Source organism: Candidatus Cloacimonadaceae bacterium, assembly GCA_030693415.1.
GTDB lineage: Bacteria > Cloacimonadota > Cloacimonadia > Cloacimonadales > Cloacimonadaceae > JAUYAR01.
In genome coordinates this window covers 1-18329 of sequence record JAUYAR010000121.1, presented here as the reverse complement: position 1 = coordinate 18329, position 18329 = coordinate 1, and the positions used below count along the sequence as shown (strand labels likewise).

General features: G+C 49.4%; 17 protein-coding genes. 8 read left to right on the top strand and 9 right to left on the bottom strand.

Annotated features, from left to right (window positions below; translation table 11 throughout):
• Positions 1–207: TdeIII family type II restriction endonuclease (locus Q8M98_07505; GenBank protein ID MDP3114609.1), on the top strand; the 207-nt coding region annotated here is incomplete at its 5' end.
• A gap of 297 nt (positions 208–504) precedes the next feature.
• Here Q8M98_07505 and Q8M98_07500 read toward each other — a convergent pair.
• From Q8M98_07500 to uvrB, 8 genes are read right to left on the bottom strand one after another with little or no spacing between them, the layout of a single operon-like run.
• Positions 505–2235 carry a phosphoenolpyruvate carboxykinase (ATP) gene (locus tag Q8M98_07500; protein ID MDP3114608.1) on the bottom strand — a complete coding sequence of 577 codons (1731 nt, stop codon included), beginning with the start codon at positions 2233–2235 and terminating at the stop codon, positions 505–507.
• Positions 2236–2274: 39 nt separating this feature from the next.
• A complete protein-coding gene (locus tag Q8M98_07495; GenBank protein ID MDP3114607.1) occupies positions 2275–3453 on the bottom strand; it encodes a pyridoxal phosphate-dependent aminotransferase family protein in 1179 nt (392 codons plus the stop codon).
• A gap of 12 nt (positions 3454–3465) precedes the next feature.
• Positions 3466–4527, bottom strand: coding sequence for an AI-2E family transporter (locus Q8M98_07490; protein MDP3114606.1), 1062 nt, complete (start codon positions 4525–4527; stop codon positions 3466–3468).
• The gene (locus tag Q8M98_07485) at positions 4524–5000 is read right to left on the bottom strand and encodes a cyclic nucleotide-binding domain-containing protein (protein MDP3114605.1); all 477 of its coding nucleotides are present in this window, start codon (positions 4998–5000) and stop codon (positions 4524–4526) included. The genes Q8M98_07490 and Q8M98_07485 overlap by 4 nt, the downstream gene beginning before the upstream one ends.
• Positions 5001–5010: 10 nt before the next feature.
• Positions 5011–5652 carry a protein-L-isoaspartate(D-aspartate) O-methyltransferase gene (locus Q8M98_07480; protein MDP3114604.1) on the bottom strand — a complete coding sequence of 214 codons (642 nt, stop codon included), beginning with the start codon at positions 5650–5652 and terminating at the stop codon, positions 5011–5013.
• A gap of 3 nt (positions 5653–5655) precedes the next feature.
• Positions 5656–6426: a 5'/3'-nucleotidase SurE gene (gene surE, locus Q8M98_07475; protein ID MDP3114603.1), complete on the bottom strand. Its 771-nt coding sequence runs from the start codon at positions 6424–6426 to the stop codon at positions 5656–5658.
• An 18-nt stretch (positions 6427–6444) separates the two neighbouring features.
• Positions 6445–6798: a hypothetical protein gene (locus Q8M98_07470; protein MDP3114602.1), complete on the bottom strand. Its 354-nt coding sequence runs from the start codon at positions 6796–6798 to the stop codon at positions 6445–6447.
• 45 nt (positions 6799–6843) lie between these two features.
• The gene (gene uvrB, locus Q8M98_07465; protein MDP3114601.1) at positions 6844–8889 is read right to left on the bottom strand and encodes an excinuclease ABC subunit UvrB; all 2046 of its coding nucleotides are present in this window, start codon (positions 8887–8889) and stop codon (positions 6844–6846) included.
• 217 nt (positions 8890–9106) lie between these two features.
• Between uvrB and Q8M98_07460 the strand changes: the two genes are divergently transcribed.
• The 7 genes from Q8M98_07460 to Q8M98_07430 all read left to right on the top strand — a co-directional run bounded on the left by Q8M98_07460 (position 9107) and on the right by Q8M98_07430 (position 17148).
• Positions 9107–9433 (top strand): hypothetical protein, encoded by a 327-nt coding sequence (locus tag Q8M98_07460; protein ID MDP3114600.1) that lies wholly within the window; start codon positions 9107–9109, stop codon positions 9431–9433.
• Positions 9430–9831, top strand: coding sequence for a nucleoside-diphosphate kinase (locus tag Q8M98_07455; protein ID MDP3114599.1), 402 nt, complete (start codon positions 9430–9432; stop codon positions 9829–9831). Before Q8M98_07460 ends, Q8M98_07455 begins: the two co-directional genes overlap by 4 nt.
• A gap of 94 nt (positions 9832–9925) precedes the next feature.
• A complete protein-coding gene (locus Q8M98_07450; GenBank protein MDP3114598.1) occupies positions 9926–11032 on the top strand; it encodes a peptidoglycan DD-metalloendopeptidase family protein in 1107 nt (368 codons plus the stop codon).
• 16 nt (positions 11033–11048) lie between these two features.
• Positions 11049–12152 carry a Sua5/YciO/YrdC/YwlC family protein gene (locus Q8M98_07445; GenBank protein ID MDP3114597.1) on the top strand — a complete coding sequence of 368 codons (1104 nt, stop codon included), beginning with the start codon at positions 11049–11051 and terminating at the stop codon, positions 12150–12152.
• A 19-nt stretch (positions 12153–12171) separates the two neighbouring features.
• The gene (gene purL / locus Q8M98_07440; GenBank protein ID MDP3114596.1) at positions 12172–14376 is read left to right on the top strand and encodes a phosphoribosylformylglycinamidine synthase subunit PurL; all 2205 of its coding nucleotides are present in this window, start codon (positions 12172–12174) and stop codon (positions 14374–14376) included.
• Between the two features lie 19 nt (positions 14377–14395).
• On the top strand, positions 14396–14974 hold the full coding sequence (locus Q8M98_07435) for a hypothetical protein (GenBank protein ID MDP3114595.1): 579 nt from the start codon (positions 14396–14398) through the stop codon (positions 14972–14974).
• A gap of 38 nt (positions 14975–15012) precedes the next feature.
• Positions 15013–17148: a patatin-like phospholipase family protein gene (locus tag Q8M98_07430; GenBank protein ID MDP3114594.1), complete on the top strand. Its 2136-nt coding sequence runs from the start codon at positions 15013–15015 to the stop codon at positions 17146–17148.
• On the opposite strand, the gene Q8M98_07425 is transcribed toward Q8M98_07430, so the two are convergent.
• Positions 17130–17696, bottom strand: coding sequence for a site-specific DNA-methyltransferase (locus Q8M98_07425; GenBank protein ID MDP3114593.1), 567 nt, complete (start codon positions 17694–17696; stop codon positions 17130–17132). The two genes, Q8M98_07430 and Q8M98_07425, sit on opposite strands and share 19 nt — an antisense overlap.
• Positions 17697–18329 lie beyond the last annotated feature (633 nt).

Sequence of the window (18329 nt, the reverse complement as noted above, 5' to 3'; positions counted from 1 at the left end):
CCATACAATCCCTATGAGCCGAAACCCTATGCCCGGTGGACAATGAAAGGGATGCTCGATCTCGAACATGAACTGAAGGTTGCAGATGATTTTTGGGATTTTCTGGGTGGAGAAGGTGCGTATCAGGATTTGCTTGATATTTTTGAGCGGGTTGGAATCGAGCTTCGTCCTGAAATCGATGATTACTTTGCAAGATTCGGTGGATAGATTCCGCCACCATTTTATCAATTCCAATAGAACACAGATGACGCGGATCGTTATGATCACCATGATCATTGAAATCTGAATCGAAGCAACTCGTTCACCTGTTCACTTGTTCACCCGCTCACTTGTTCACTTCGCAGGATCGGCATCCTTCCCCCTTAGCATTACGGAATCAATACGGACTCATTACGGACTAAGTCCGTATTGACTCCGTAATGCTCACGGGAGCGGATACTGGAGAGAGGGAGAGAAAACGCGGCAACATATTGTTGCCGCGTATGTTATGAAATAAATAGTCGCTCAGATATTGAGCTTGAGTTTTGCCACGATTGCTTGCAGCAATTCTGGTTTTTCTTGTAAGTCGCTACTAGAAAGATAATCCGCGCGTTGCTTGAATCTATCTACTATCAATTCCAGATACTTATCCATATTCAGACGTTTGGCGGGATCGTATTTATCCACATAGCCGGGGAGGACTTTTTCCACCGATTCGCGAGTGGGGAGCATCGCTCCGGGGAGCAATTTCCAGGGTTCCCACTCCAGCGCGTCCGTCAACAAAGCGGTTTGCAGCGTTAGGGAAGTTTTTAGCGGAATCGGTTCGAGGACATCGATGGATTCTTTCCAATAGCCGGGGGAATTGAAGCAGTAGAAATCCGCTCCGCTATCGGCGATATACAGGAAAGCCTCCACGTCCTTGTAGAATTCATAGACGCGGAAGGGATTGGCAAAGGGCTCAAAGACGAGTTTGTTCAGTTCCTCGTCGGTCACGTTTTCGGCACGATTGCGCTGCGTCATCAAAGCCGCGCCCATGGCGATGGCGAGATGTTTGTCCGTGAGTTTGATCAGGGGGGGCAAGACGGAATCCTTCATCAGCCAGATCAGCGCTTTGGGGAAAGCGCAGCGGTTGACGTAATTTCCCAGCAAGGCACGGTCGAGCAAGGCACGTCCGTTTGAATTTCTGACATCGAGACCCACCGGCATTATTTTTCCGTCGATTTCGAGAACCATGTGATTCATCAGAGCGAGGGCATATTTCCAGTCCGGGTGGTCGATGGGGCGGCTGTCGGTTTTGTCGAACAGCGTGGGTTCCCAGACGCGGCAGAGCTTGTTTTCGAGATCGATCTGGAAGGCGTCGTCATGCAGCACGACCTTGGAAAATCCCTTAGGAAGCGTGTCCGCGTTGTCAGGTGAATTTGTGTGAGCTGATTTTCCCGTTCCGGACAAGCCGTAGAAGGCGATGGAGCGTTTTCCCAGTTTGTGATATTGCGTATCGTCGCAGGTACCGAAATCAATTTCCTTGATTCCGCCATGGCAGGCAGCCATCCCGATGCGGATACCGGAAGTCCAAGCCAGCGTAAGAGTTCCTTTTTTTCGTTCGCCAAAATAGCGCATCCCGAGATTGACGATCACGTTGTGCTTTTCATCCACGAGCGCGAGCTGTGGCGCGCCGACGTTGTTGTAGAAAGGATCAGCGCAGGTCCATTCGTTGAACCCGATGAGGATGATATCCTGGATCGGGAGTTTTGGGCTGGATTCATATTGCGCTTTGAGCTGTTCGTAGGGAGCGAAGTTCAAGAGCCAGTTGTAGAGGTTGACGACGTCCGATTCGGTGGTGATAAAAGTGGCTTTGATCATCAGGTCTTTGTCCATTCCGAGGATGGCTTCGGTCTTGATCAAGGGATAATGCTGCATTTGCCATACGGCTTCGCGGAAATCGCCTTCCAGCTTGTTTTTCTGGCTTGGGGGCAGCCGATGATAGAATCTGCGGGCTTTGGCGGTTCTGCCAATGATGTTTCCGTGGCAATCGCAGAGGACTTTCGCGTCCGGGGGGAGATTATGCAATTTGACAAATTCCGGATAAACGGGAAGATCCGTCATGGAGACGCCGGGCTGTTTTTTTGCCATCTCGTAGGCTTCGCGAATATCGATCCGGCGAACTTTGTGGTCGCTCATCAATGTCTCCGCGATAGCGCGTATCGGGGACATTTCCTTGAAACTGCCGTAGAATTCAGCACTGCTCTTGCTTGCCATGTTTCCTCCAGTTAGGGCTGTATTTTATTGTTTGAAAATCTAAACAAGCTCCAATTCCTTGCCGATGGCGCGGAATTTATCCAGAGCAAAATCAAGCTGTGCCCTGGTGTGCGTCGCCATGAAGGAACAGCGGATCAGACATGAATTTGGCGGAACGGCGGGCGGGATGACGGGATTGATGAAGACGCCCTCTTCTCCCAAACGATACCACATCTGGAAAGCGGTCATCATGTTACCCACGTGAAGCGGGATCACCGGTGTGCAGGAAGTGCCGGTGTCATATCCCATGCTTTTGAATTCGGAGAGCATGTAATGGGTATTTTCCCAGAGCCTTGCCATGTGCTCCGGTTCCTCTTCCATGATCTTTAAGGCTGCGAGGACGCTTGCTGTCGAAGCGGGAGGCAGGGACGCGGAAAAGATCAAGGCGCGGGATTTGTGTTTCAGGTAATGGATCAAATTCTCTTCCGCGGCGATGAATCCGCCTACTGAAGCAAGGGATTTGGAAAAGGTGCCCATGATGAAGTCGGTTTCGTCGATCAAGCCAAAATGCTCAACCGCTCCTGCTCCTTTTTTGCCCAAAACACCCAGAGAATGGGCTTCGTCCACCATCAGAGATGATTTGTATTTCTTTGCCAAAGCACTGATCTCATCCAGTTTGGCGATGTCCCCTTCCATGGAAAAGACGCCGTCCACTGCGATGAGGGAGTTTTTGCCGTAGATCTTTTTGAGGACGAGTTCGAGGCTCTTCATGTCATTGTGATTGTAGCGCAGCATCGTTCCCTGTGAAAGCTGGCAGCCATCGATGATGGACGCGTGGTCAAATTTGTCGGTGATGATGTATTCGTTTTTGTGCACGATTGCGGAAATGCAGCCAAGGTTTGCCTGATAGCCGGTGGGATATGCCAAGGCGGCTTCTTTGCCGCAGAGCGTTGCCAGCTTGGCTTCCAACTCGATGTGGATATCCAGGGTGCCGTTTAAGAAACGCGATCCGGCACAGCCGCTGCCATATTTTTCGATGGCTTTGATGGCGGCTTCCTTGACCCGCGGATGAGTGGTCAGACCCAGATAGCTGTTTGACCCCATCATCAGCATTTTTTGGCCGTTGCAGATCACTTCGGTGTCCTGCTCGGAACTTATTTCACGAAAATAAGGATAATAGCCCAGCGCCATGGCTTTGCGGGCATCCTGAAATCGATGACATTTGTCGAGTAAGCTCATTTATACCTCTTATTATATAAGCCGGAATTGTTTCAAATTTACGTATAAGACCTTGACCAGACTATAGACGATATAGACTAACGGCACGGATATCAACATCCAGATGATGCCGCCGAACCAACCACCTGCCAAAACCGTCAGCAAGACCAGCAGCGGATGCATATCGATAGTTTTGCCAACCACAACGGGATAGACGATGTTGTTGTCGAACGCTTGCACGCCATACATTGCCAGAACGACCCAGAGGATCATGATGGGATCGCCGCTTTCCACGATGATGGTGAGCACCGCGATTGCGACTCCGATCAGGGGACCAAAATAGGGAATGATGTTTGCCACGCCGGCAGTGATGCCGATCAACACAGCATTGCTGATTCCCAAAAAAGAGAGCGCCAAGGATACCATTATGCCCACGGCGATCACTTCAAAGAGCATGGCTCGCAGAAATCTGCCGACGCTTTCGTCCACTTTTGCCAGGATCATCAGAAACAGTTCGAAATAGCGGTTTGGCGCAAGCTTGATAAAGCTCTTGCGCAGGGAATTTTTGTCCTTCAACAAAAAGAAACTGATCAAGGGAATGGTCGCCAGGTATGATATCGTGCCCAGAATCGTTTGATAGTTATCGATCAGCAGGATGGGCAGTTGCGCGAGTCTTTCCTTCATTCCGTCCAGAAACTTAATTAATTGCCCGGAGACGGCGATCCCCGGTATTCGGGCATCTAGGGTTTGCAGGAAAACATGGATGGTGCGGAAGAAAGGCAGGGTCACGAAATACTCTCCGCCGGATTGTTCGCTGCTGGAAATCATCTGAAAGAAGTTATTGCCCTGATCAATGAGTTGAGGGACGTACATGGCGGTGAACCAGGCAATCAAGCCCCCCACGATCAGATAGACCAACACAACGGATAGCCAACGCGCAATCGCCCGCATCTCAAACCAGGTTACTAAGGGGTCGAGGATATATGCCAGAACCATCGAAAGCAGCAGGTAGCTGAAGATCCAGCTATAGAATGCCAGCGTGAGGACAATGATTCCGGTCAGAAACAGGAAAAAAATTAGCTTTGTCCAGTTCATCTTTGTTGCCCGGAAGCGATTTCCACCAAGTATTTGCTTAAAAATCTGGAAATGGCGACCAGCAGTTTGTTGCCCAAAACCCGGTTGTGATTGATCAGATACCACAGATCGGTTCTGGAGAGGGCAAGCACTGAAACATCCGTGATCGCTTTGGCTGTGCTGGAGCGAGTGTCTTCATTGAACATATCGATCAAGCCGATAAACTGGTTTTTCTTCAAAACGGCAGTCTCCTGCGAGTTGATGGGTCCGCTTACCTGGACTTCGCCTTTGTCGATGAAAAAGACCGCTTCCAGAGGATAACCTTCCTCAAAGAGCATTTCTCCCTTTTTATACTCGCGTGGATGTAGATAGTTGTCGATCAGGTGCAGCTCAAATGAGCTGAGTTCCTTGAAGATGACAAACCTGCGCAGGATAGCGTATTTGCTTGGTTTGTTGATCACCTGTTTGAGCCAGACGACATAGTCCTTGATCATATAATCTCCTTTATTGACCATCGCTGATCAACGGAACGAAACTGCAAGCTCCGTGCTGGGTATAGACCAGCTTTGAGTCCTGGTTTTGAACTATGGTCAAAACCTGATAGTTTGATCCGCCGACGGGCGCGGCGAGAATTCCACCTTTCTTGAGCTGGGATAAAAGCTTGTGCGGAATCTCGTTTGTAGCTGCGCTGATGATGATCTTGTCAAATTCTTTGTAGGGGGGATAGGCTTTCTCCCATCCCTGAGCGCCGTCGCCGATGCGGAAATAGATGTTTTTATAGCCTTGCTCACGTAGCGTCTGTTGCGCTTTCAGCGAAAGACCTTCGAGGCGTTCAATGCTGCAAACGTCTTTCACAATTTCAGCCAAAAGCGCGGATTGATAACCGCTGCCGGTGCCGATCTCAAGCACGCTGTTTTCAGCATCCAACTGCATATATTGCATCATAATGGCGATCATCAGGGGTTGGGATATCGTCTGCGATAGCAGTATCGGCAAAGGTTGATTGCGATAGGCGTATTCACGGTATTCGGGCAGGACATAGTTCTCGCGGGCAACGGTGCTAAATGCCCGCAGGATTTTCTCGTCACTAATTCCCTGGGCTTTCAGGTCATTGATCAATAGCGCGCGTTGGTCTTCAAAACGCATATATTAGTTCTCAAGCTGGAGCAGATTGTGCTCTTCCAGCCATTCGAGGATTTGGGGGAAAGAATCGCCTCTGGTCATTTCAAATCCCAAGGGTGTGATGGAAATATAGTTTTCATTGATTGCTTCGGCATCGGTTCCTTTTTGCAAATCCCAGATTGGTTGGTCGCCGCCAATACGATATGAGAAACCGTCTTCAAACTGATCCATGATCTTGATGAAATTGTAGTATTTGCGGTGTCCCACGCGGGTGAGCCTGATCCCTCGGATCGCTTCGGGAGGAACGTTTGGCACATTGATATTGAGGATCTCCCTGGGGCTGATCAGATGCTCGATGCCCATATCCAAGAGCTTCACCATCCAGGCGGCTGCGGTTTCGAATCTTTGATCCGTATAGGAATTGATCGAGATCGCGATCGCTTTGTGCCCAAAGAACGAAGCTTCGACGGCGGCGGCGACGGTTCCGGAATAGAGAACGTCCTCGCCCATATTCTGTCCGGCATTGATGCCGGATATCACCAGATCGATTCTGCCGGTGATCAGTTTCTGCAAAGCGATCACGGTGCAATCTACCGGTGTGCCGTCCACAGAATACTCAAGCTCGGCAATTCTTGTGACCCGCAGGTCTTTTCTCAAGGTCAGCGAATGCGATGCGGCACTGCGTTCACGATCCGGCGCCACGATGATTACTTCATGACCGGCTTGGCGCAGATGATCGATCAGAGTCCTGATTCCCAGCGCTTGGATGCCGTCGTCGTTGATTGCTAATATTCTCAATTTATCTCTCCATGATGGTTAAAAGAGCAAATACCAGTGACGTAGCAGAAACCACACCGCGGCAAGAATGCCGGCGAGGATTAGGGAAAAGCCCAAATTAGACAGCATAAATCTGAGCATCCGGTTGCGGTAGCGTCTTTTACGACGGCGCGGCAGAGTCGGATGCTTGAAGATACGGGGCAGCGAAAAGAACGATCTGGTGCGCGCACCATACTTGGCGCGCAGCGAGTCGGTGAGCCACTTGATCTTGCCGTTCGCCATCAAATATGGTTTGAAACCCAGGCTGAGATAGTTGTTTTTATGGGTTTCTTCGATTTCATTAACACTTTCAGGGTCAAGCTCTTGTATTACAATATACTTTTGTTTACTCACAAATTAAACCTCTTCCAAATATCATATTATTTTCCGTTTTTTTTGTCAAGAACTATCTTTACTAACCTGATTTCCGCCTGATTCAGCACGTGGTTTGTCCAGCTCCATTTCCAAGATGCGGTCGCGCAATTCCGCCGCACGTTCAAAATCCAGTTTTTGCGCGGCACGCAGCATTTCTTTCTTTAGCAGTTCCAGCAATTTGTCACGGTTGTCGATTTCCAGGTATTCGCGGAAATCCTCTTTGCTGGGTTTATCTTTGCTGGTCTTTTGATCTCGGTCATAACCTTCTGCAATGGCGGTGGATTGGATGATCTGTTCAAGCGTCTTGCTGATGCTTTGGGGGGTGATGTTGTTATCCTCGTTATATTTAAGCTGTTTGATACGGCGCCGGTTAGTTTCGCTTAAGGTTATTGTGATCGCGCTGGTGATCACATCGGCGTAGAGGATGACCTTGCCGTCGATGTTTCTGGCAGCGCGACCGGATATCTGGATGAGGGATCTGGCGGAACGGAGAAAGCCTGTTTTATCTGCGTCGAGGATCGCCACCAAGGATACTTCCGGAAGGTCAAGTCCTTCGCGAAGCAGGTTAACGCCCACGATGACGTCAAATTCGTCCATGCGCAACTCCCTGATGATCTTTGCCCTTTCGATCGTATCGATGTCGCTATGCAGATAGCGGCTGCGGATTCCGGCATTTTTCAGATAAGTGTTCAAATCCTCACTCATGCGCTTGGTGAGGGTCATCACCAGTGCCTTTTGTCCCTTTGCCGTTCGCTCTTTGATCTGAGCGATGAGGTCGTCCACCTGGTGGCGGATCGGTTTGATCTCCACTTCGGGATCGACCAAACCGGTGGGACGGATCACCTGTTCCACGATCTCCCCTTTGGTGAGAGTGAGCTCATAATTTGCCGGCGTGGCGGAAACGAAGATCACGTTGCGCATATAGCGCTCAAACTCATCAAAGCGCAGAGGACGGTTGTCAAAAGCGCTCGGCAACCGGAAACCATAGTCCACGAGGTTTTTCTTGCGGGTGAAATCTCCTCCAAACATACCGTGCACCTGAGGTATCGTGGCGTGGGATTCATCGATAATGAAGAGAAAATCATCCGGAAAGTAATCTAACAAACAGCTTGGCGGCTCTCCAATCTGAGCACCGGTGAGATGTCTTGAATAGTTTTCGATGCCGGAACAGTATCCCAATTCGCGCAGCATCTCGATGTCAAACATCGTGCGTTGTTTGAGCCGGTCGGCTTCCACATAGCGTTGGTCTTGCAGATAGAAATGGACGCGTTCGTTCATCTCGGATTCGATCGAGTTCAATGCGAGGCGCAATCTGTCTTCATTCATAATGAAGTGAATTGCCGGATAGACGGGATACTCGTCCACGAGCCCAAGGCTTTGATAGGAAATGGGATGCAGCTTTTCCAGCTTCACGATCTCCTCACCGAAGAATTCCACCCTGAGGCAGTGTTCCAAATAGGCTGGATAGATATCGACGATGTCTCCCCGAACGCGGAACGCGCCTCGCTCGAAGGCAATGTCGTTTCTGCTGTAATGGGCTTGCACGAGCTTTTGGATCAGTTCGTCCCGATCGAGTTTCATACCCACCTTCACTCGGATCAATGCTTCGCGGTATTCTTCCGGAACCCCGAGACCATAGATGCAGGATACCGATGCCACAATGATCACGTCCCGTCTCTCCATCAAAGACATTGTTGCCCGCAGGCGCAGCTTTTCGATCTGTTCGTTGATGTCGGAATCCTTTTCGATATAGATATCTTTCCCCGGGATATAAGCTTCGGGTTGATAGTAGTCATAATAACTGATGAAGTATTCCACCGCGTTTTCGGGAAAGAGCTGCTTGAATTCACCATAGAGCTGCGCTGCAAGGGTTTTGTTGTGTGAGAGCACCAACACCGGCTTATCCAATTTGGCGATGACGTTTGCGATAGTGAAGGTCTTTCCGCTTCCCGTCACGCCCAAGAGCACCTGATGGCGTTTGTTTTGGGTAATCCCTTCCAGCAATTCGCTGATCGCCTGCGGTTGATCTCCGCTGGGGCTGTAATCTGTTGTCAGTTTGAAAAGCGGCATCTGAACCTCTTAAAAACCCGTCATTTATATTCTATGCTAGCGATCCGTATATGGATGGGGCTAAATCACCATTCTGAAGAGCCTTGCATACTTGGTATCGCAGGAAAATTATGTAAAGACCAATATTCTTCTTGACTTAAAGCACTTTCACCAAAGCGTGGGAACAAGAAAATTGCCGACAGGATTTTGTCGAGAAAATTAAACGTATGGAGTATAAATGATGCCGAATAACGATGATCTGCAAATAAACTTTGAGAACCTGCTCAAGCTCGGTTATGCCGTTGTCGATGTCCGCTACAAGGACTATGACGTATGTCACGACAGCCACAAACTCGTCATTGCCAGAGTCGATTCCGATCGCGATGAATTCTATCAGGACATGCTGAAACAATACACCGGCTTCGAGTTAAAAGCTAACGAAGTCAACGATGTATGGATCGATATCCTGAAACACAAGATCAAAATGAGCGTGATTTTGAACCGCGACATCGCCATCAAAGTGGCGGCTCTGGATTACATCGAGACTGTCTATCCGCGTAAATGACCGAACAAAGCCTTCTGCTGATCAAGCCCAACGCCGTTGTGCATCGTCACGTCGGACATGTCATCTCGATCATCGAGGAACACGGCTTTGTCATCACCAACATCAAGGTCATCAGATTCACGAGAAACCTAGCGGAGCGTTTCTATGAGATGCACCGCGGCAAGGAATTCTTTGAGAGGCTGGTGAGTTTTATGTGTTCTGCCGATACCGTCGCTGTGCTTTTGGAAAAACGCAATGCGGTGGAGGAACTGAGGGAACTGATCGGAGAGGTCGATCCCGAAAAACGCAAGCCCGGTTCGATCCGGCATTTGTATGCGGAAGGGATCACCGAAAACGCAGTGCACGCCTCCGACACAATCGCTCATGCCATACGGGAGATCAAGATCGTATTCGGTTGAGGATTATGCCAAAACATAAAGAATGCCAGACAGCAGAACAGAAACCCCCAAACCGGATCGCGCCGAATATAGAATTGCGCACTGAAAACAAGGCATGAGCATGCTATATCGATTGATATCCGTCCTTCTGTTGTTTTTCCTGACGCTTGCCCTGATCGGCAACGAACTGGAAGAGAAAATGAAACAACTCCAACAGGTGCAGAAAAAGCTCGAATCAGCTCAAACCAAGGTCAAACAAACTGAAACCCAAAAGAAACAAACCGAAAGCGATATACAGCGCACCGCCTCACTGAAAAGACGAACCGACGAAAACCTGAAAACCCTGGTCAGGCAAGAGGGAGTCAAGCTCGATTCCCTGCGCTCGGTCAGCGACAGACTTTCATCCGTTGGGGATCGTATCGCTCAGCTCAATCAACTGCAAAATGTGCAATTGGACATGCTGCTTCGCATTGACCGCTCCTACCGCGCTTCTCAAATGCAGCACCGCGACCACCATTTTATGGCTATTTTGACCCTCAACGCGCGTAATAAGATCAACAGCCTGCGCGGATACCAGATCACTCTGATGCAGGATAAGGTTTTTCACCAAAAAGAATATATCGGCGTTCGGGGCGAAGTGCGCAAGGAAACCGTCACCAGCAAGACCTACGGGCGACAGGTGCAAAACTTGCAGCAGCAGCAACAGCAGCTTACTCGCGAACAGCAAAACCTGCAAAACCAGATCGCCAAGCTCAAAAAAGACGCCCAGGAGCTGGAATCACTAATCAACAAACTCACCATAGTTAGCGGCAAAGAACCTCAATCATATCAATTCACCGCCAAAAAGATCGCCTGGCCCGTGCGTGGAAAGATCATTCGCGCCTTTGGAGAAGAATCCCGCGCCTATGGCACCAGCGTGGTCAACAACGGCATCGACATCGCGACTCCCGAAGGCTCGAACGTCATTGCCGCGGACGATGGAGAAGTCGTATTTGCCGAACGGTACGGCGGACAGGGGAATCTTGTCATCATCGATCACAAAAACGGCTTTTTCACTGTTTACGCGTATAATAGCAGCATTTCCGTCAGCCGCGGCGCCAAGGTCAAAAAGGGTCAGGTGATCGCCAAATCTGGCATGACCGGTTCCGCCAGCGAACCCTCGTTGCACTTTGAACTGCGCAAAGACGGAAAAGCCATCAACCCCTTGCCCTACCTTGATTAAAAAAGGAGACTATAATTTGAACCTGCTCCGCGAACCACCGCCACAGAAGTTGATCAAGTTTTTACAAAAAGATGATTTACAGGGTAAAACGATACTCCATTACACTGGCACGATGTTTGGCATCGGATGCCGTCTTTCTTCGGGCAACGCGCTTGAGCGCATCGTTAAACTCAAGCAGCGCAAGGAGAACAGCGGTCTCATTGTCCTCGTTCCTGATCTCAACTGGTTTGATGATGCCGGGATTTCCCTGCCCAAAAGCCTAAAAGGGCTGATGGGTCAGTATTGGCCCGGGAATCTCACCTTTGTGACAGAATGCGCCGATCAGCGCTTCGAGAAAGTCGAGCTGGGTGGCAAAGTCGCCTTTCGCGTCCCACAGGATTCAATGCTGCGCTTTTTCATCGAACAACTCGGTGAACCGATGATCAGTACCAGTATCAATGTCTCAACTCTGCCCCCGGAAAACGATCTGAACCGGATCTCCAAAAGCTACGATTCCTGGTTTGATTTTGGCTTGGTTCCAATGATGCGAAACGTCGATCCCGAGCCCAAACCCTCCACCGTTGTGGAATTCATTCCCGCGGAAAAGAGCGATTCCATGACCGATGAGATCAAATGCCTGCGTGAGGGCTCCGTTCCTTTCTACTCGATAAAGGAGTCTTTCCATGCACCGCTGATAATGTTTGTCTGCACCGCGAATATCTGCCGCAGTCCGATCGCGGACAAGCTTTTCAACCATCTGGTCAAAGAGCGGGGCATGAATTTCCGCGGCGATTCCTGCGGTCTGATACAGGGCGGAAGCATGATCTCGATCAACTCCATGCAGTTGCTGATGGAACGAGGCATCCTCGATGCGCAAAGCCATGTATCAAAAAAGATTACGTCAGATTTGATCAGTGCCGGCAGATGGGTTTTGACCATGGAAGAACGTCAACGCGATATTCTGCGTGACTGGGAACCCAATTCAGCGCATAAGATCATGACCTTGAACGAAATAGTAGGAGAAAGCGGAGATATCAAGGATCCCTACGGTTCGGAACTGGATAACTATCGCGGTACCTTTGATCTGATCGAAGACCGCATCCTCCGTTTGATCGACCTGCTCAGCGCCAACAAGATATAAAGCCATGAAGGACATATAGATGCAGGAACCCCTGATTACCGACTCACTCATTGCCGAACACGGAATCTCGGCGGAAGAATATGAATACATCAAATCCATATTGGGCAGAACGCCTCGTTGGGTGGAGATCGGTATTTTCAGCGTAATGTGGTCTGAACATGCCAGTTACAAGAATTCGATCAAGCTCTTGAAGACCCTGCCCCGCGATGGAGAATACATCCTTGCCAAAGCCGGAGACGAAAACGCAGGTGTCGTAGATATCGGAGACGGAATCGCTATCTGCTTCAAAATCGAAAGCCACAACCATCCCTCTGCTTTGGAACCATATCATGGAGCCGCGACCGGCATGGGTGGTATTCTACGCGATATTTTCACCATGGGCGCCAGACCCGTTGCCGCTTTGAATTCCTTGCGGTTTGGCGACCCATCCGATCCCCGTGTGCGCCATCTGATCGAAGGAGTGGTGCATGGCATTGCCGAATATGGAAATTGCTTCGGCGTTCCAACGGTAGGAGGTGAAGTCTATTGCGAACCTTGTTATGAAGGGAATCCTTTGGTCAATGCAATGGCGGTGGGGGTGATGAAACACGGGCAGTTGGCAAAATCCGCAGCCAAGGGAATCGGCAATCTCGTCGTCTATGTCGGTGCCAAAACAGGGCGCGACGGAATTCACGGAGCCACTTTCGCTTCGGTCGAGCTTTCCCATGAATCTGCTGAAATGCGCACGGCAGTGCAAGTTGGAGATCCTTTCTACGAGAAGCTTTTACTGGAAGCTACTTTGGAGGTGATCCATTCAGGTCTGGTGATTGCTATCCAGGATATGGGAGCCGCGGGACTGACCTGTTCAAGCTCTGAAATGGCAGGCAAGGGAGAGGTGGGAATCGAGCTCGACGTCTCGCTTGTTCCCCAACGCGAAACCGGCATGACGCCTTATGAAATAATGCTTTCCGAATCTCAGGAACGCATGCTGCTCATCGTCGAACCCATGAATTTCCAAGCGATTCAGGACATCTTTCACAAGTGGGATCTGGACGCCGTCGTCATTGGCAAAGTGACCGAAGACAAGCTTTTACGCATCAGATACTATGAAACCACGGTTGCGGAAATCCCTGCCGAATATCTCATCCTCGGCGGCAAGGCACCCGTCTATACTCGTGATATGAAGAAACCGGATAACCAAGACGCGATCAATGCTTTCGACACCCATTCCGTTTCTGAACCTACGGACATTACGGAAGTACTGACCAAGCTGCTCGCCAGCCCAAACATCACTTCCAAAGAGAAAATCTACCGCCAGTATGACCACATGGTGCAGATCGGAACAAGCGTCGAGCCGGGTTCGGATGCGGCGGTGATTGCGATCAAGGATAGCAAAAAAGCCATCGCGATGGCAACGGATTGCAACAGTCGGCACTGTTTTCTCGATCCCTATGAAGGCACCAAAGCAGCGGTCGTGGAAGCGGCTTTAAATGTTGCCTGCAGCGGCGCGCAGCCGATTGCCGTCACCAATTGTCTAAACTTTGGCAATCCCTACAAACCTGAAGTTTATTGGAGTTTCAGCGAATGTATCCGTGGTATGGGAGACGCCTGCCGTGCTTTGGGAACACCTGTCACCGGAGGGAACGTATCATTTTACAACGAAAATCCCAGCGGGGCGATCTATCCCACGCCGGTGATCGGCATGTTGGGTCTGATGCAGGATGTCCGAAAAGCCAGGACGCAGTTTTTCGAACGCACCGGAGACGCCATTCTTTTACTTGGAGGTCATAGCAATGACATCGGCGGATCGGAATACCTAAAAACCATCCACAACACCATCGCCGGAAAGATCGCTCCCATCGATCTCGAACAAGCCAAACGCCTCATAGATCTGATTGTGGAACTTATTGAAAAAGACATGATTTTCTCCGCACACGATGTCTCGGACGGAGGATTGCTCACCGCGATCGCTGAAGCCTGTCTGAAACCGAAAACTCTTAGGGGAGCGGTGCTTGATCTGGATATCTCCGGCAGGGCGGATTTTTTCTGGTTCGGAGAAAAAACCGGACGCGTCATCGTATCCTGTGCCGAAGACGCCATCTCCTCCATCGCCGAATTGGCGACCAATCTGGGGCTTGAGATTCACTATCTCGGCAAAGTAATCGAAACACCTGAATTGATCATAAATAAAGACATCCGCATACCGGTTTCAAACCTCTATGCGGCATATACAACAGGCATCTAACAAAACTAAGGAGCAGGAGATGAAAATGGACATTTTCTTTGGCAGCCTCTTTTGGGGCATTCTGATCGTACTCTTCGGATTGTCTTTGATCCTAAAGGAATTTGGCGTGCACTTTCCTTTGGCAAAGATCTTTATCGCGGTCATCATCATCCTTTTTGGTGTGAAACTCCTCATCGGCGGATCAAGCAAAGTCCGCAAATCGGGGATCACACACAAACGCGTTAGTGGCAACGAAATAGAGTATGCCACCGTCTTTGCCTCGCAGGATTATGATCTGACGAATCTCAAACAGGATTCAAAACCTCTCGAGATCACGGTTGTGTTTGGCTCAGGACGTGTATTTCTACCCGCTGACCTTGCTTACGAAATCACTCCAACCACGGTGTTTGGCGCCACGATCCTACCCAATAACAGCTATGTGGGTTTCGGCTCAGACGCGAAACGCTATGGCGAAAGCACAAGTCTCGAACCGGTCTTTATCGAGGCAAACTGCATATTCGGCAGATTGGAATTCGTCTTCAAACCACGAAAGAGCGCGGAAAAACCAACACCTGCGGACAGCCTGAACGTTTCTGATCCCGGTGGTATCGACATTTAGGAATCATGTGCAAAGATCATAAACTCAAGCTTGTCTTGATGAGCTTGAGTTTTTTCCTGTTTGTTTCCCTATCCGCTGCCAAACTCGGCTACGCGTTGAGTGGTGGAGGGGCGAGGGGCTATGCCCACATTGGCATTCTCAAGGTCTTGGAAGAAACCGGCTTCAAGCCGGACTACGTTGCCGGAACCAGCATCGGAGCCATCATCGGAGCGCTTTACTCCATGGGCTACAGCGCCTCGGAGATCGAAGAACTCGCGCTTCAATTGGATTGGCGGGAGCTTTTTGACGATAGTTATCAACGCAAAGATCTCTACATCGGTCAAAAACGCTGGGCTCCTTATGGCAACATCAATCTCAGCTTTGATGAGCAATGGGATCACGTCATTCCCACCAGCGTTTTTATAGGTAATTCGATCAATCTGAAACTTTTTGAGCTATACGCGGATGCATCGCAATATCGGGATTTCTCGGACTTGCCGATTCCCTTTGCCTGCGTGGCGACGGATTTGATCAGCGGTATTCCCGTAATATTCGACAAAGGCTCGTTGATGCAAGCGGTGCGGGCGTCGATGTCCATTCCCAGCATCATCGAACCTTTCGAATTTGACGGTAAAAAGTATATCGACGGCGGAATCGCACAAAACGTCCCCGTCTCTGTCGTCAAAAGCATGGGTGCCGATGTCGTGATCGGTCTCAAAGTCAATTCCACACTGCGCGGCGCGGACAACATCAAGAGCTTCGTCGATGTGATCGATCAAACAATCAATATCGGCATCACCCGCAATTTGGCAGAACATTTGGATGATTGCGATTTCTTGCTGGAACCACTATTAGCAGAGTTTTCAGCCACCGATTTCAAAAATCTCAAAGCCATAATCGATGCCGGGGAAGTATATGCACGCCTCAATCTTGATAAGTTAATCGCTTTCCGCGATTCCTGCGGGATCGGAGCAGCGAATCGGGAAGTCCAGATTCCACCAATCACACTTGGCAAGTTTCGCGTCTCCAAGATCGTCTGCCACGGAAACAAATATGTCAGTGGCGCCAAGATCAAGGATTACATGGGAATCGTTATCGGAGATCAATACGGTGTCCCCGAGATCGTCGAAAAGTGCCTCACCGCATGGAATTCAAAGCTATTTTATACTATCTATCCCGTTTTGATCCCTGAGGAGGGAAGCTGGCATTTGCACATTTATGTAAAGGAAAAGGAACGCCGACATCTCGCTTTTAATGCAAGCTACACCACGGAGCGTAGCTCTGTCGCCGGACTGCTTTTCACGATGGACAACGAGATACTAAAGAACTCATCGTTGCGCGCGGCGATCAATCTTGGCGGCAAAACAGAGCTTGTTCTTGATTACGTGAAGAACTTCGGCGATTTCTGGGGATCCTATTTTCGCTTATTTACCTACCTGAATGAAGACCGGATCTATATCTATCGGGACAACATCAAAATCGGCAGCGTCATGGCTCTGGAATATGGGCTGAATGGCGGAGTGGGGGTATTTGCCAACAAAGTCGCCATCGCGGAGGCATTTGTCTATTCATACCGCAACCGTCTGTATCGGGATGTTTCCGCCACCGCGCCACTGGATAAAAACAATCTCATCAGCGGCTTCGGGCTCAAGATCTATCATGAGAGTCTGGATGATTTCTACTTTCCGATGAATGGCGCCAGAATCTCGATGAAATCCAATTTCTCCCGCCAGAAAGAGATTAGCGATATCATCTACAGCAGGATTGAGGGCAAAATGGAGCTTTGGTCTCCGCTCTTTGATTTTCTCAGTATGAAACTCGCCTTGGATTATGGGTCATATTTCAGCAAGGGAGAGGATATGGCAGTGGATCCCTTTTATTTCGGCGGATCGCATGCTTTCAGGGGATACGAGAAGTATGAGATCAGCGCTCCGATTTTCAGGATCTATGAGCTTGCTTTCAGGGCAAAATTTCATCGTAACGTATTCAATACCTTTGCTTTACAAGGCTTGAACTATGCCAGTGTCGACGACTGGACACAGGATGACGTCACCTGGGCGCTGTATTCAGAATTGGGGGTCAAAACGTTCTTCGGCCCCATCCGCGTCAGCACCGCTATCCGCGAAAAAGGCAATGCCTTGTTCTATGTGAATGTGGGATATGAATTTGACACCTTTCATTTCTCCAGAAACTGATCAGGGTAAGCTCTCAAAATTGTGGGGTTAGCATAACCGCAGTAGTTTCTGACCTGACTATAGTATTCAGCATTAACGTCAATCCCGATCGCTCTCCGGTTCAATTGTTTAGCTGCCTTGATTGTGGTACCTGAGCTCATGAAAGGATCCAGCACCAGATCGCCTTCACGAGTGAATAACTTGATGAACCACTCTGGCAAGGCGTACGGGAAAACTGCGCTATGATTTCTGTTTCCACACTCAGTCGCCAAATGAAGTACATTTGTTGGAAAGACGGTTTCTTTGCCCACCCAATTTGAAACGTTCTTGCCAAATCCACTGCCAACCTTTGATATATCACGTGTTTTATCCGTTGCGCTCAAGTTATCCAATCTGTTCTTAGCCCAGTCCCCGATCGGGACTTTGACATCATCCTGATACATTTTGAAGAGCCGGTTTTTATTGAACTGTAATAGTCTTTCCCATGCATCACGAAACCGATTTGGCCATTTCCCCGGATAACAGTTTTTTTTTATGCCAGATAAACTCCTCAGTCCAAAGCCTTCCACGTTTCCTTAGCTCTAATATCAGCTCAAGCACATAAGTGTGCCGCTCGCCGTTGATCACCTTCTCCTTGATATTGAGTATGAAAGTTCCATTCGGTTTCAAAACTCTGAACAATTCATCGCATATTGGCAACATCCAGGCATTGTAATGATCGGGAGATAACCCCCCATAGGTATTCTTTCGGCTATCTGCGTATGGCGGGGACGTGACGATCAGATCGACGCAATCCGATTCAATCCGAGTTAATACATCAAGACAATCACCAAGATATAATACCATGTTTCCAATTTTAGTTGTGTTTCTTTTTATGCGGCAAGTCTTATACTGGCATGAATCCTGTCAACCTCTTTTTCGTGTTGAACACAAGAAATTTGGTTGTTGATTGAAGACTGTCCGTTATATAGCTCCTGTAAGGTGGATCATGATGAGACGTTCCATGATTATGGAATTACCGACGTCCCCGTCGGTTCTTGTCCGCAGTTCCATCGCAAATCTCGCCGACGGGGACGTCGGCGTTCGTGCGCCTGTGAGCGATACATATCAGACAGGTGAAAGTCCTGTTCAGAGCACCGTTAAAACTCTGTAGCCGAAGGTAACTGCGTCACCGTGAGGTGGGGTGGAGAGCAACTGGAAGC

Excerpts from the sequence above, each read along its gene's own strand:
- Q8M98_07455 (MDP3114599.1), top strand. The coding sequence starts at position 9,430 with ATGACCGAACAAAGCCTTCTGCTGATCAAGCCCAACGCCGTTGTGCAT.
- Q8M98_07480 (MDP3114604.1), bottom strand. The coding sequence starts at position 5,652 with ATGCGTTTTGAAGACCAACGCGCGCTATTGATCAATGACCTGAAAGCC.
- Q8M98_07485 (MDP3114605.1), bottom strand. The coding sequence starts at position 5,000 with ATGATCAAGGACTATGTCGTCTGGCTCAAACAGGTGATCAACAAACCA.
- Q8M98_07430 (MDP3114594.1), top strand. The coding sequence starts at position 15,013 with ATGAGCTTGAGTTTTTTCCTGTTTGTTTCCCTATCCGCTGCCAAACTC.
- Q8M98_07450 (MDP3114598.1), top strand. The coding sequence starts at position 9,926 with ATGAGCATGCTATATCGATTGATATCCGTCCTTCTGTTGTTTTTCCTG.
- Q8M98_07495 (MDP3114607.1), bottom strand. The coding sequence starts at position 3,453 with ATGAGCTTACTCGACAAATGTCATCGATTTCAGGATGCCCGCAAAGCC.
- purL (MDP3114596.1), top strand. The coding sequence starts at position 12,172 with ATGCAGGAACCCCTGATTACCGACTCACTCATTGCCGAACACGGAATC.
- Q8M98_07500 (MDP3114608.1), bottom strand. The coding sequence starts at position 2,235 with ATGGCAAGCAAGAGCAGTGCTGAATTCTACGGCAGTTTCAAGGAAATG.
- Q8M98_07435 (MDP3114595.1), top strand. The coding sequence starts at position 14,396 with ATGAAAATGGACATTTTCTTTGGCAGCCTCTTTTGGGGCATTCTGATC.
- Q8M98_07490 (MDP3114606.1), bottom strand. The coding sequence starts at position 4,527 with ATGAACTGGACAAAGCTAATTTTTTTCCTGTTTCTGACCGGAATCATT.
- uvrB (MDP3114601.1), bottom strand. The coding sequence starts at position 8,889 with ATGCCGCTTTTCAAACTGACAACAGATTACAGCCCCAGCGGAGATCAA.
- Q8M98_07460 (MDP3114600.1), top strand. The coding sequence starts at position 9,107 with ATGATGCCGAATAACGATGATCTGCAAATAAACTTTGAGAACCTGCTC.